This window comes from Promicromonospora iranensis, assembly GCF_028994775.1.
Classification (GTDB): Bacteria; Actinomycetota; Actinomycetes; order Actinomycetales; family Cellulomonadaceae; genus Promicromonospora; species Promicromonospora iranensis_A.
Genome location: NZ_JAJQMN010000005.1, coordinates 415,634 through 428,989, shown reverse-complemented (window position 1 = coordinate 428,989; position 13,356 = coordinate 415,634). Strand labels below are relative to the sequence as shown.

Below are 13,356 nucleotides of genomic sequence, written 5' to 3'. Positions count from 1 at the left end.
CCCGGGGGTGCGGATGAAATCGGCCCCCGAAATGCCGTGTCCGGGTTGTGGAGTTTGCGGCGTGTGGTCGGCGTGGGCGACCCTGTGCCCGTGGCTGAGGAAGAGATCGAACAGGCAACCAACCTCGCCGTCACCCTGGGGTGGGTGGTGCTCGCCGTCACGGCGGCGTTCTTCACGGTGATGCTGGTCTCGAGGCTGGTGCGGTTCGCGGCCCGCGGCAACGGCACCGTCCGGGAGATCGCCCTGCGGCTGCGCAAGCCCGCGCACGCCACCTTCATGGTGCTCGGGATGTGGATCGCCGTGTGGTCGACCGCGAACCGGGGCGACCACTGGCTGCCCGTGCTCCAGCACGTGGTGCTCGTGTCGGTGATCGTCAGCTCGGCCTGGATGGTCGCCACCATCGCCCTCGTCATCGAGGACCGGGCCCTGCACCGGGTGGGCAACCGCATGTCGGGGCGGCATGCGCGTCGGCTGCGTACCCAGATCATGGTCGTGCGCCGCCTGACCATCGGTCTGGTGTCCGTGGTGGCCTGTGCTGCCGTCCTGTTCACGTTCCCCGAGGCGCGGGCGGCGAGCGCCAGCCTGCTGGCCTCGGCGGGCGTGCTCTCCGTGGTGGCGGCGCTGGCGGCGCAGTCGGCGCTGGGGAACGTGTTCGCGGGGCTGCAGATCGCGTTCAGCGACGCGGTGCGGGTGGGTGACGTGGTGGTCGTCGAGGGCGAGTGGGGCACCATCGAGGACATCACGCTGGCCTATGTGGTGGTGGGTATCTGGGACGAGCGCAAGCTGATCCTGCCGTGTACCTACTTCACGTCGACGCCGTACGAGAACTGGACGCGGAAGTCCTCTGAGGTGCTGGGCACCGTGGAGATCGACGTCGATTTCCGGGTGCCGCTGGACGCCATGCGGGCGGAGCTGCGACGGCTGGTGACCCAGTCCCCGTTGTGGGACGGGCGGGTGGTGAACCTGCAGGTCACCTCGGCGGTGTCGGGTGTGGTGCGGACCCGGGCGCTGGTCAGCGGCGCTGACAGCTCGGCGCTGTGGGACCTGCGGTGCCTGGTGCGCGAGGGTCTGGTGACCTGGCTGCAGCGGGAGGCGCCGGACGCGCTGCCGCGGACGCGATGGGAGGACGGCGCGAGGGGCACGGTGGTGCGTGGTTCTGCCGACGCGGCGGCGGCCGCTACAGCAGGGGCCGGAGCGGGATGAGGAGGGACTCGGCGATCTTGGCGAGCGTGCCGCGCTCCTCCCACTGCGCGAGTGTGAGCTCCTGCGCGTTGGACAGGTCCATGGCGAAGATGTCCTCCATCCGGCCGGCCAGCCCGGGGTCGACGATCTCGAGGTTGATCTCGTAGTTGCCGGTGAGGCTGAGCCGGTCGATGTTGGCGGTGCCGATGGTGGTCCAGCGGCGGTCGATGGTGGCGGTCTTGGCGTGCACCATGGCGCCCTGGTACAGGAAGATCCGCACGCCGCCGCGCAGCAGGGACGCGTACTGGCCGCGGGCGAGCCAGTCGGCCACCACATGGTTGGAGCGGTGCGGTACCAGCACGCGGACGTCGACGCCGCGTGCGGCGGCGGCCAGCAGCCCGGCGTGGATGTCGTGGTCGGGGATGAAGTAGGCCTGTGTGATGTAGACGTGGCTGATGGCCCGGTCGATGGCGTCGAGGTAGATCCCGCGGATGGGGAACACGAGCTCGGACGGCGCGTTGCGCGCGGCCTTGAGGTGGGGAAGCCAGGTGCCGGAACCGGCGTCGGCCAGGATGGGGTGGCGCTGCTTGCGGTGCCGGTTCCAGAAGTCGACGAACGCGTTGCGCAGCTCCCACGCGGAAGGGCCTTGGAGGCGCACGTGGGTGTCGCGCCAGTGTGTGGCGTACAGGGAGCCGATGTTGTACCCGCCGACGAATCCGGTCTCGTCGTCGACCACGAGGATCTTGCGGTGGTCACGGCCGGAGGTGCGGATGTTGAGGTACGCCATGCCGGGCCGTAGCACGGGGAAGCGCAGCACGTGCACGGAGGGCGGGAAGCGGAAGAACGAGTACGGGACGACCAGGTTGGCGAAGCCGTCGACGATGACGTAGACGTCCACGCCGCGCGCGGCGGCGTCGATCAGCGCCTGCTTGAACCGTTGCCCCATCTGGTCGTTCTTCCAGATGTACGACTCCAGCATCACGGTCTTGCGTGCGCCGGCGATGGCCTCGAGCATGGCCTCGAACAGGTCGGCGCCATAGGTGTAGACGGTGGTGGCGGTCTGGTCGATGTGCTCGGTGAGCGGCTTCTCCGTGGGGAAGTTCGACGTGAGCGGGTGCAGGCGCCGTCGGATCTTGTCCGTGACGGTGAGTGCGATCGCTGCCCCGACGGGTACGGCCGCCGCGATGATCGCGGCCCGGGTCGTGAGCGTGCGGGCACGTTGCATGAAGCCGGAGGGGAGGTCCAGCGTGAGCTTGGGAAGGTTGCGAGGGACCTTGCGAGACGCCACGCGCTCACGGTACCCGGTCGCACGTCCAGGTTCGCGGAACCCGGCCGACCGGCCGGGTCAGCGGGCCGACCGGCCGGGTCAGCGGGCCGACCGGCCGGGTCAGTGGAACGTCGTCGCGTAGTACGTCTGCTGGTCCACGCGCTCGACCGTCACGTCCTGCGTGCGCTCGAGATGGCGGCGCAGGTTGTCGGCGAAGCGCAAGGAGTCGTCGTTGAACCGGGAGACGTCGTAGGCGCACACCACGCGGTGCTCGGCGAGGTGTGCGACCAGGGCGTCGATCATGTCCATGAAGGTTCGCGTGGAGCGCCGGCCCGGATGTGCGAGCGTGAACCCGATGTACCAGACCGCTCCGCGGGCTGCCTGCTCGGGGTATCGCTCGGCGAAGAACTCGGGGCTCACCCACGGCACCGCGGCGAGGTCCGTCGCGAGCGTGGTCAGCCCGACCGCCGCACCCTGCTCGTCGTGAGCGAGGATCTTGGTCACGCGCTGGTCGGCCATCTCCGCGTCGAACTCCTCGCGGAGCAGCACGTGCCGGGCCGCCGCACGGGTGCGCAACGGTGCGAAGGCCTCGAGGTACAGCTCCCAGAAGCGTTGGGCCACCTCGCCGTCGACGGCCGGCTCGAAGGTGATGTCAGCGGCCACCGCCGACCTCCTCCTCGCCCGTGTACCAGCCCGTGCGGCGGAAGGTCGCCACGACCACCGCGCAGACGGGCAGCGTGGTACAGGTGAGGCCCGTGACCAGCCGACCCGCCGGCTGGTACGCCCCTCCGCGCGTGGCCGACAGGTCCTCCAGGCTGTGCGTGAGATCCGTGGACACCTGCTCGCGCGAGGGGCCCTCGTGCTCGACGAAGAGGCCGGCGCCGCTGTTGTCGTCCCGCAGCGACCAGGCGATGCCGGCCCAGGCCTCGTGCCCCGGGAGCGCCGCGTGCTCCCGTGCGTAGACGCAGTGCAGGACGTCTCCGTGCTCGCCGCGCAGCTGGTCGCGGCCGTCGACCTCGAGCACCCGGCTGCCGGGCGGGACGATCGAGCTCAGGCGGACGAGGTTGAAGTCGCTGACGCCCGCGTCGGCGAGCGCGGCGTCAAAAGCGGCGAGCGTGGTCCGACCGGTTCCGGTTCCGGCACTCACGCGGATCGTCAGGGCATCGGTCATGAGGTCCTCACTGGTCGGAGCTGTCCGGTGGGTCGCCGGCGCGGCCGGCGACGGCGTCCAGGAGGTCGAGCACGGAGCCCAGGACGCCGTCCGGCACGGTGCGACCCTTGGTCAGGTAGACGGTGCGGCCCAGGCGAAGGTCCGTGCGCTCCCGGGCGCTGATCTCGGCACCCGTGAAGACGACGAGCGGGACCTGGCGCAGGCGGCCGTCGCGACGCAGGTCGGCCACCAGCTCCTGTCCGCTGCCGCCGGGGAGCGTGAGGTCCAGCACGACGAGGTCGGGCGCCGCGCCCCCGGCCAGCGCTTCGCGCGCCTCGGCCACCGAGCGCGCCTGCGTGACCGCCAGCCCTGCGCGCTCCAGGACGGCCGACGCCACCGTGCGCAGGTCGTCGTCGTCCTCGACGACCAGGACCCGGTCGTGGTGCGGTCGCCGTCGGACGACGTCCTGCACGGTCTCGACCAGACGTGCGGGGTCCACCGGCTTGACGAGCCAGGCGTCGGCCAGCGCCGCGGTCCCCACGGCATCGCCCGGTGGCGTCACGGACACCACCACCACCGGGATCTCGGAGGTCGCGGCGGACTGCCGCAGCCGGCTCAGTACCTCCGCCCCGCTCGTGCCAGGCATCGCGAGGTCGAGCATGATCGCGTCGGGCGGCTCCTCCTGGATGACCGCGAGCGCCGCCTGGCCGTCGGTGACGCCGATGGCGTCGTAGCCTCGTTCCTCCAGCACGGTGCGGAACACGTCGACGACGTCGGGGTCGTCGTCCACGATGACCACCCGTGTCGCGGTGATGGTGTCCTCGTGTGCGTGGTTCGTGGTGCCGGCGGGGCGTGGGGGGACGCGGCGGAGCGTGAAGCGGAAGCTTGATCCCTGGTTCTCGCCCTCGCTGATCGCCCAGAGGCGGCCGCCGTGTCGCTCGACGATGCTGCGTGCGATGGCCAGGCCGAGCCCGCTGCCGCCCTTTTCGCGTGTGTCGGAGGCGTCGACCTGCTCGAAGCGGCGGAAGACGGCTTCGAGCTTGTCGGCTGGGATACCACGGCCCTCGTCATCGACGCGCAGCTCGACGGACTCGCCGGCAGGCCGTGCCGTCACGTGGACGGAGCTGCCGCGTGGGGAGAACCGTACGGCGTTGCCCAGGAGGTTCGTCAGGGTCTGCACGATGCGTTCGCCGTCCGCCCGGACGACCTCGGGGGTGGCGACCGGTCGGAGGTCGACCCCGGCCTTGTTCGCCTGGACGGAGACCTGTTCGACGGCTGCGGCCACCAGGTCGTCGACGCGGTGCTCCTCGAGGTCGAACCGGGTGGTGCTGGCGCTGAGTCGCTCGGTGTCGAGGATGTCGTCGACGAGCCGACCGAGCCTTTCGCTGCTGGTGAGCGCGATGCGGACCATGCGGGCCGCCTGCTCGGGGCGACTGTCGAGGACTCTGCTCTCGAGGAGGCCGAGCGCGCCGCGGATCGCCGTCAGGGGTGTGCGCAGCTCGTGGCTGACCACGGACACGAACTCGTCCTTGATGCGTTCCATCTCGCGCCGTTCGGTGACGTCGCGGAACGCGACGACAGCGCCGCGGATCCTGCCGTCGTCGCGCAGAGGGCTGGCGGTGACCTCGACGGGGACGTCGGTGCCGTCGAGGCACCGGTAGACGTCCTGTTCGGCGGTGGCCGTGATGCCGTCGCGGATCGCCTCGGTGACGTAGCAGTTCTCGACCGGGTGCGGGGTGCCGTCCCCGGCGGGGGCGTGGAACGTGGCGTGGGCCTCGCGTCCCACCAGGTCGGCCGCGGAAGCGCGGAGCGTGTGTGCCGCGGCCGCGTTGACGAAGGTCACCCGGCCCCGGGCGTCCACCCCGTAGATGCCGTCGGCCACGGACTCCAGGGTCCGTTCGCGTTCGCTCGCCAGGGAGCGCAGCTGGCCGGTGCGTTCGAGGACGCGTTGTTCGAGACCGTGGCGCAGGGACTCGTTGTCCACGACGACGAGGATCTGACGGGAGACGACGGCGACGAGCACGGCGACCCAGAGTGCGTTCGCCACCCAGGGCAGCCCCTGGCCCGTCTGGACGACGCGGACCAGGGCCGCTGCCAGGAAGAGGCAGAAGGTCACGACCGTGCGGAGCACCGGTGTCCCGCCTCTGGACGGGGCGACGCCTCTGGACGGTGTGTGGGTGGGTCCGCCGGATGCGGCGGGGTGGCGAGCCGCGAGCGCGATGGCGACGTAGCCGCCGACCCAGCCCGCGTCGAGGGGGCTGCCGAACGTGAAGCCGTCGGACGCGGACAGGAGCGCGAAGGCCACGTCGGACACGGCGTACAGGACGAATCCGCCGCCGACGAGCACGAGCGGTACGCGCTCGGCGGCGTTCGAGCGGGTCATGACGAGGACCGCGAGGGTGGCGAGCAGGGCGTCGACGAGCGGCAGAGCGTAGGCGGTGGGTGCCACCTGCGATTCCGCGGTGTCCGCGTCCAGGAAGACGGCGAACACCGCGATGTACAGGACGGAGCCGCCGACCACGACGCTGTCCAGCAGCATGCGCACGAGCTCCTGGCCGCGCGGGCGGACCGCCGGGAAGAGCGAGAGGCCGACGACGCCGAGCAGGAGGGCGGCGATGTAGGCGGCGTCTCCCGTCTCCGGGTCGCCGACGAGTCCTGCGTATACGTTGCCGGTCAGCCCGACGACCCCACCGAGGCTGAGGATTCCCCATGCCCGGCGGCGGCGGCCTGTCGATCGGGACGCGCGCCATCCGCAGCTCACTGCCGCGACGACACCCGCTATGGCGATCGCGGTCATCGAGATCGTCTCGCGAGTGGCCTGGTCGAAGGGGCCGGCGAGGATCAGGGCGAGTGCGAGGACGGCGACGGCGGCGGTCCAGGACCAGCGTACGAAGCCGTCCCCCGACCGCTCGGCAGCGCTCTGCGACCCCATGTCCCTCAAGGTATGGCACTGTCGTCGGCCTCGCTGATCGGGGCGGACGGGGTCGATCAGCGAGGCAGGGCTGGTTGGACGAGCTGGTTGGACGAGCTGGTTGGACGAGCTGGTTGGACGAGCCGGTTGGACGAGCCGGTTGGACGAGCCGGCCGGGGCGGATCGGGCGCGGGCTACCGGTGCCAGCCGAGGAGGTCGGCGATCTCGTCGGGAAGGGCGAGGGGGTCGAACGGCTTGGCGAGCACGCCGGCGACCGTGAGATCCTCGTACCGGCGGCGTTCCGCGGGCTGCACCTTGGCGGTCAGCAGGATCACGGGGATGCCGCGGGTGCGCGGGTCGTCCTGGAGCCTGGCGAACGTGGTCGGTCCGTCCATCGCGGGCATCATGACGTCCAGGAGGACAGCGTCCGGGGGGTCCGCGCGGCACAGGGTGATCGCCTGGTCGCCGCTGGGGGCGACGTCCACCGTCCACGAGGTGACCGCCTCCAGGCCGATGCGGATGACGTCCCGGATCGCCTCCTCGTCGTCCACCACGAGCAGGCGGCGGCTCATCGGGCCGTTCCCGGTCGTGCCGTGTCCAGTAGCTTCAGCATGCGCTGACCTACCTCCTCGCCGTCGGTGCGGGCCCCTGCCCGGCGTCAGGTCGTCCGCCGCGCGGCACGAGGGCTGCCGCCCGTTCATGGTGCCACGGCCGGGAGTGTCGCTGCCCGACGACGGGCGGCGGGCGGCATTCGTGCATACCGTCGAGGTAGCGGGACGACCGGGGGCGAGGCCGTCCCGTGAGCACGAAGGGGACCGATGACAGACGACGTCGCCACTTCTCGGTCCGCGCACACGCAGGACGACCTGGCCGGTGTCGTCGGGCACGAGCTGCGGTCGCCCCTGACCTCGGTGCTCGGGTACGCCCAGCTCCTGGGCGCGGAGGAGACACTGACCGACGAGCAACGCCGCTACGTGGCTGTCGTCGAGCGCAACGGGCGCCGCCTGCTGCGCCTGATCGACGAGGTCCTGGTCAGCGCGCAGCTCTCGGCCGGAGGGTTCAGCGTCGCCCAGCGCGACGTGGACCTGGCCGGCGTCGCGCGCACCTGCGGCGACGAGCTCGGCCCGGCGGCCCGGGGCGCCGGGGTGTCCCTCACGGTGACGGCTCCCGGCCCCGCCCACGTGTCAGGAGACCGGGAGCTGCTGGCACAGCTGGTCACGAGCCTGCTGGACGGCGCGCTCAAGCGTACGCAGCGCGGCGGCGAGGTGACGGTGCGGGTGACGCCGGCTGTGACGCCGGATGCGACACCGGCTGTGTCGCAGGAGGTGGTGTCGCAGGAGGTGGTGATCGAGGTCGCAGACACGGGGGCGGGCCTGGCGCCGGAGGAGCTCGACAGGCTCGGCGTGCGGCTCTACCGGTCGCGCGGCGCGGAGGGGGCCGCCGGTGGGGCGCTCGGGATCGGGGTTGGGCTGCCCGTCGTGCGGGCCATCACGGACGCACACGGGGGCACGCTGCGTGTCGACAGCACGAACGGTGCCGGAACCACGGTCACGGTGACGCTGGCGGCGTGCCCGGCGCGGGACTCGTCGTCGGGTCCGGCGACGAGGGACGGGCCCACACCTCGTTGAGCGCGCCCCAGGGGTGGTCGTTGTCATTCGATCGCGGCCGCCAGGGGGTGGGACCGGATGGCCGCGGCGAGCTCGCCCTCGATCCGGTCGAGGTAGACACCGGTGGTGGCGATCGAGGCGTGCCCGAGGAGCTCGGCGACGACCTTGACGTCCCAGCCGTCCGCCACGAGCAGGGTCGCCGTGGTGTGCCGCAGCGCGTGCGGGGTGGCCTCACGCTGGTAGGGAGCCGGCATACGGCGCACGGCCCGGGACAGCAGCGCCCGGATCGCCTGGGTGTCGATACGGCGCCCCCGCCAGGACAGCAGGAGAGCACGCTGGGCATCGGCGTCCTGGGGGCGCTTGGCGGCCAGGGTGGGGCGCAGGTGGGTGAGGTAGTCGTCCAGGGCCCGGGCCAGGGGCGGGGAGAGCGTCACCGTGCGCGTGTTGCCACCCTTGCCCCGGATACGCCAGGTGGTCCGCTCGGGCTCCCGGGCGACGTCGTCCACGTCCGTGCGGGCGAGCTCCGAGACACGCGGGCCGAGGACCAGCAGGAGCGCGACCACCAGGCGGTCACGCAGGGCGAGGTCCTGGTCGGTACGCGCCGGCGTGTCCGACGGCGGGGTCGTCAGCAGGCTGCGCGCCGCACCCGCCGACAGCGCCGTGCGGGCCGTGCGCAGGGTGCCGCGCACCTTGGCCGGCGGGGCGGCCCACTGCATCGGGTCGGCCTGCACCCAGCACTCCCGAGCGGCGTACGCGAAGAACCGGGTCACGGACTGCCGGAACCGGTTGACCGTCGCGGTGCTGCGCCCGGGACCGGGTTTACGGTCCGGGTCCGTGTACCGCGCGTCCGGCGCGGACTGGTACCGCACCAGGACCGTGTCGACGTCGGACCCCGTGACGTCGTCCAGGATGCGCTCGCGGCCTGTCAGACGACCGAACTCGGTGACGTCGCGCGTGTAGCTGCGTGCCGTGGCGGGCGACAGGACACCACGGATCGTCTCGACCTCGACCGCCGCGAGGTAGCGACGGGTGGCTTCGGCGACGGTGATGCGCTCGAGGCGCGGGGGAGCGACCATGACCGTCACCCTAGGCGGGACCACTGACACTCCCGATATGCCGGAATATGGGCCTGACCTGCGGCGCGACCCGCACCTCTCGACAGGTCGTCGTCATCACCGGCGCTCTCAGCCGGCCTGGTCACCTGGTCTTCGGGATGAGGGCGCGCAGGAGCGTCGTGAGGCCGGCCGCGGCGGCGTCCGACCCCGGCGGGGTGCCAGGGAAGGCAAGCCGGTGCACCACGAGACCGTCCAGGTGTGCCATGACCAGTGCCGTATGTGCGTCCGGGTCGCTGGAGCCGGCCGCCGTCAGCCATTCGCGCCCGATGGCGGCTACGCGCTGCGCGCCGCGTCCCATCTCGGCCTGCAGCGACTCGTCACGCGCCGCCTCCATGAACAGCGAATACCGCGCGACCGTCAGCGTGCGCAACGAACCCGTGAGGGTCTCCACCATGGTCCCGAGCGTCGCGGCCAGCGCGTCCGGCGTGGTCGGGGCCGCCGCACCAGCCAGACGGTTCCAGCCCTCGACCTCGGTGTCGATCATGCGTACCACCATGGCCCGCAGCAGTGCCTCCCGGGTACGGAACAGGTTGGATGCCGAACCGGTGGGCAACCCGGCCGCGGCATCGACCGCACGGTGGGTGAGGGCACGCATGCCCTCGGTCCCGACCACACGGATCGCGGCGTCGAGCAAGGTCTGCGAACGGGTGGGCGCAGGGCTCGTCGGCGGACGGCCGGTAGGCAGAGGACTGGCGGGCACCTTCACACACTACGGCTGTAGTCAACTGCACTACATCTGTAGTACCGTCGCCGGCATGCCCCACGCCACCATCATCGGAGCCGGGATCGCAGGCACCGCCACCGCGATCGGCCTCACCCGCGCCGGCTGGCACGTCACCGTCCACGAACGCGCCGCCCACCCCGAGACCAGCGGAGCAGCCCTCGGCATCTGGCCGACGGCGCTCGCGGCCCTGGACGAGCTCGGCGTGGGGGACGCGCTGCGTGCGGTCGCCACACCCCAGACGGCCGGCAGCATCCGGCGGCCCGACGGCGTGGTGCTCGCCGCCCTCAGCACCGAACGGGTCACGCGCCGCCCCGGCGACCGGGTGCACCTGATCGCCCGCCGCGACCTCGCCGGGGTGCTCGCGGCAGCCCTGCCCGCCGGCGCCGTCCGGTACGGCTCCCAGGTCCATCCGACGGGAGAGGGGCTCGACAGCCTGAGCGCTCTGGAGGGCCTGGCGGGCTCAGCGCGGGCCGACGTCGTCGTCGTGGCGGACGGCGTCTTCAGTGCGTACCGCACGGCGCTGCTCGGGGAGCGGTACCGCGCCCGTCATACAGGCCAGAGCGGCCTGCGCGGGCGGGTGGCGGTCACCACGCACGAGGCGACAGAGACCTGGGGGCCGGGCCGCCGCTTCGGCGTCACGCCCTACCTCGACGGCACCACCAACTGGTACGCGTCGCTCGACGCACCACCCGGGCAGCGTTCCGCCGGGGGAGAGGTGGCGATGCTGCGTGAGCTGTTCGCCGGCTGGCACGACCCGATCGGGCGGGTACTGGAGGCGATCACCGAGGACGACGTCATGCGCCACGACATGTACGACGTCCACCCGCACCTGCCCCGCTACGTCGTGACCGGGGGAGACCGTAACGCCGTCCTGGTCGGTGACGCCGCACACGGCATGACACCGGACCTCGGCCGCGGCGCATGCGAGGCGCTGGTCGACGCCGTCACGCTGGCCCGCTGCCTGGCACCCGGTCGGGTCGCCGAAGGGCTTGTCCGCTACGACCACCTGCGCCGCCGCCCCACCCAGCGCCTCCAGACGCTCGCCCGGAACGTGGGGCGGATCGCGCACGCGCGGCGTCTGACAGGGGCGCGCGACCTCCTGCTGCGTGCGGCGCGCTGACAGGCCGCCGTGATTCAATCCGCTCGTGCGTGCCATCGTCTTCGACCAGTTCCAGGGGCCTCTCGACGTCCGGGAGGTGGCTGACCCGAGCGCTCCTGACGGCGGTGTGGTCGTGCGGGTGCACGCGACCGGTCTGTGCCTGAGCGACTGGCACGCCTGGGCCGGGCACGACGACGACATCACCACCCTGCCGCACGTCCCCGGCCACGAGCTCGCGGGCACCATCGCCGAGGTCGGCGCCGGCGTCACGAAGTGGCAGGTGGGTGACCGGGTGACCGTTCCGTTCGTCAGCGGCTGCGGCACCTGCGAGTGGTGCCTCGCCGGGCAGGCGCAGGTCTGCCCCGACCAGACCCAGCCCGGCTTCACGCACCGGGGCTCGTACGCCGAGCTGGTCACGCTGTACTCGGCCGACGCCAACCTGGTCGCCGTCCCGGACGGCGTCTCCTTCGAGACCGCGGCGAGCCTCGGCTGCCGGTTCGCCACCGCCTACCGCGCGGTGGCCGGCCGGGCGCAGGTTCGGGCAGGGGAGTGGGTGGTGGTGGTCGGCGCGGGCGGCGTCGGTCTCAGCGCGGTCATGATCGCCGTGGCTCGCGGGGCACGCGTCGTCGCGATCGACCGGTCGGCCGCCGCCCTGGACGCGGCCCGCCGCGCCGGCGCCGAGCGCACCGTGCTCGCCGACGGCCTCGACGTGCCCGCCATGGTCCAGCAGCTGACCGACGGCGGTGCGCACGTCGCGGTGGACGCCGTCGGGAGCGAGCAGACGTGCGCCGACGCGATCGGCAGCCTGCGCCGCCAGGGACGCCACGTCCAGGTAGGCCTGTTCGCGCCCGTCGACGGCGGTCCCCGCGTGCCGATGGGCCGGGTGATCGCCTGGGAGATCGACGTGCTCGGCAGCCACGGCATGGCGGCCGCCGACTACCCCGAGATGCTGGAGCTCGTCGCCTCCGGCGTGCTGCGCCCCCAGGACCTGCTCGACCGCGTGGTCGGCATGGCGGAAGCGGCAGCGCTCGTGCCGACCATGGACACGGCGCCGCGTGCGGGGATGGTGGTGCTGGACCCGCGCCGGGCCTGATCTGCCGGCGCGGGGTCCGTGTCGCTCGGGGGCGCTGCTCAGGTGGCCCAGCGCAGCACGGCGTCCAGCGGGGCCGGTACCCGGTCCAGGGGCAAGGCCTCCGCCAGGCGACGCCCGTAGCGCTCCTTGCGCCCGCCCTTGGACCCGATGAAGCGGTGCAGCTGCTGCGTCGTGGTGCGTTCGCGCTGAGCCGGCTGTCCCTGCAGCCGCTCGAAGCTGCGCAGCTCGCCCTCGGCATCGATCAGGGCGAGGAACCCGTCGACGCCGACCGCCCGGATGAGCTCGTCCTCGAGGTCCCGGTCGCAGCGGAAGAAACCGAGGTCGGTCAGGGGAGTGGTCGCCGCGAACGGGCGCAGGCCCACCCGGTCGAGGCCCTTGATGACGAAGCGTTCCTCCGCGGCGTCGTAGAGACAGCCCAGGCGAACGCTCTGCTCACCGAGCGCGACGAGATGGTGCCCGATGTTGGTGATCCCGCCCATAGCGAGGACCTGCACCCCGAGGTCGGCGAGGGGGAGACCCAGCCGTGCGGCGAGCGTCTCGACCGCCGCACGGTCGCTCTCGCCTTCCACGAGCAGCACGGTGCTCGTGGAGGCGGCGAGGACTCCTGCGAGGTTCATGGTCTCCGGATGATAAGCCTTCGGCCCGGGGAGGAGCCGCAGCATTTCCGGCGGTGCTACGGTGTTGATCTTCTTTGCTGTTGTTAGACCGCTGTGTTGCGCTATACACAATGCTTTAGACGTCTTGCTGTTCGGTGTTGTGGGGGGACCGGGAGGTTGCATGGGGAGCGGGTTAGAGCGCGCCGACGAGCGGGCAATCGCTGGGCCGCTTGAGTGGCAACTTGCCGGCCTGCTTGAGCGTCGCCGGGAGCGTGTCGCTGGTCCGTGAGATCGGTCCTTGAGATCGGTCCGTTGCACAGGGTGGCAGATGACTTCGGTCGGTTGCTCTGAGATCGGTCATTCAACCGACCGATCTCAGAGCAACCGACCGAAGTCAGGAATGGCAGCCGGCAAGCGACCGAAGTCAGCGGCCTTCGCGTCAGGGGGCGTCGCGTCAGCGGGCTTCGTCGAGGGTGATTGCGCCTCGGGCGTGAAGAGGGTGAGTGCCCTCGGGCTTGAGGTGAGTGCAGTACGACGAGCACGGGACGCAGTTCCACGGACCACGGACGCACGGACGGACCCACGACGGGGCGGTAGTTCCGGAGCTTCTTC

12 protein-coding genes are annotated in these 13,356 nt (G+C 71.9%); 4 read left to right on the top strand and 8 right to left on the bottom strand.

Features of this window, described 5'->3' with window-relative positions; genetic code table 11:
- Nucleotides 1–90 precede the first annotated feature (90 nt).
- Nucleotides 91–1,203: a mechanosensitive ion channel family protein gene (locus tag LUU90_RS11875; RefSeq protein WP_275003633.1), complete on the top strand. Its 1,113-nt coding sequence runs from the start codon at nucleotides 91–93 to the stop codon at nucleotides 1,201–1,203.
- Here LUU90_RS11875 and LUU90_RS11870 read toward each other — a convergent pair.
- From LUU90_RS11870 to LUU90_RS11850, 5 genes are all read right to left on the bottom strand, one after another.
- On the bottom strand, nucleotides 1,178–2,407 hold the full coding sequence (locus tag LUU90_RS11870) for a phospholipase D-like domain-containing protein (protein ID WP_425596221.1): 1,230 nt from the start codon (nucleotides 2,405–2,407) through the stop codon (nucleotides 1,178–1,180). The genes LUU90_RS11875 and LUU90_RS11870 overlap by 26 nt on opposite strands.
- 162 nt (nucleotides 2,408–2,569) lie before the next feature.
- Nucleotides 2,570–3,112 carry a hypothetical protein gene (locus tag LUU90_RS11865; RefSeq protein ID WP_275003632.1) on the bottom strand — a complete coding sequence of 181 codons (543 nt, stop codon included), beginning with the start codon at nucleotides 3,110–3,112 and terminating at the stop codon, nucleotides 2,570–2,572.
- Nucleotides 3,102–3,620 carry a pyruvoyl-dependent arginine decarboxylase gene (locus tag LUU90_RS11860; protein WP_275003631.1) on the bottom strand — a complete coding sequence of 173 codons (519 nt, stop codon included), beginning with the start codon at nucleotides 3,618–3,620 and terminating at the stop codon, nucleotides 3,102–3,104. Before LUU90_RS11860 ends, LUU90_RS11865 begins: the two co-directional genes overlap by 11 nt.
- A 7-nt stretch (nucleotides 3,621–3,627) precedes the next feature.
- On the bottom strand, nucleotides 3,628–6,531 hold the full coding sequence (locus LUU90_RS11855) for a response regulator (protein WP_275003630.1): 2,904 nt from the start codon (nucleotides 6,529–6,531) through the stop codon (nucleotides 3,628–3,630).
- A gap of 173 nt (nucleotides 6,532–6,704) precedes the next feature.
- A complete protein-coding gene (locus tag LUU90_RS11850) occupies nucleotides 6,705–7,082 on the bottom strand; it encodes a response regulator (protein ID WP_275003629.1) in 378 nt (125 codons plus the stop codon).
- A 246-nt stretch (nucleotides 7,083–7,328) separates the two neighbouring features.
- Between LUU90_RS11850 and LUU90_RS11845 the strand changes: the two genes are divergently transcribed.
- Entirely contained in the window at nucleotides 7,329–8,138 is an 810-nt protein-coding gene (locus tag LUU90_RS11845; protein WP_275003628.1) for a sensor histidine kinase, read from the top strand.
- Between the two features lie 23 nt (nucleotides 8,139–8,161).
- Here LUU90_RS11845 and LUU90_RS11840 read toward each other — a convergent pair whose 3' ends face one another.
- Together LUU90_RS11840 and LUU90_RS11835 are read right to left on the bottom strand one after the other, a co-directional pair.
- Complete coding sequence (locus LUU90_RS11840; RefSeq protein WP_275003627.1) at nucleotides 8,162–9,193, bottom strand: tyrosine-type recombinase/integrase; 1,032 nt, start codon at nucleotides 9,191–9,193, stop codon at nucleotides 8,162–8,164.
- A gap of 121 nt (nucleotides 9,194–9,314) precedes the next feature.
- Nucleotides 9,315–9,932: a TetR/AcrR family transcriptional regulator gene (locus LUU90_RS11835; RefSeq protein WP_275003626.1), complete on the bottom strand. Its 618-nt coding sequence runs from the start codon at nucleotides 9,930–9,932 to the stop codon at nucleotides 9,315–9,317.
- Between the two features lie 55 nt (nucleotides 9,933–9,987).
- Between LUU90_RS11835 and LUU90_RS11830 the strand changes: the two genes are divergently transcribed.
- Together LUU90_RS11830 and LUU90_RS11825 are read left to right on the top strand one after the other, a co-directional pair.
- The gene (locus tag LUU90_RS11830) at nucleotides 9,988–11,076 is read left to right on the top strand and encodes an FAD-dependent oxidoreductase (protein ID WP_275003625.1); all 1,089 of its coding nucleotides are present in this window, start codon (nucleotides 9,988–9,990) and stop codon (nucleotides 11,074–11,076) included.
- A gap of 25 nt (nucleotides 11,077–11,101) precedes the next feature.
- Complete coding sequence (locus LUU90_RS11825; protein WP_275003624.1) at nucleotides 11,102–12,148, top strand: zinc-binding dehydrogenase; 1,047 nt, start codon at nucleotides 11,102–11,104, stop codon at nucleotides 12,146–12,148.
- Nucleotides 12,149–12,186: 38 nt separating this feature from the next.
- Here LUU90_RS11825 and LUU90_RS11820 read toward each other — a convergent pair whose 3' ends face one another.
- A complete protein-coding gene (locus LUU90_RS11820; protein WP_275003623.1) occupies nucleotides 12,187–12,765 on the bottom strand; it encodes a TOPRIM nucleotidyl transferase/hydrolase domain-containing protein in 579 nt (192 codons plus the stop codon).
- Between the last annotated feature and the right edge of the window lie 591 nt (nucleotides 12,766–13,356).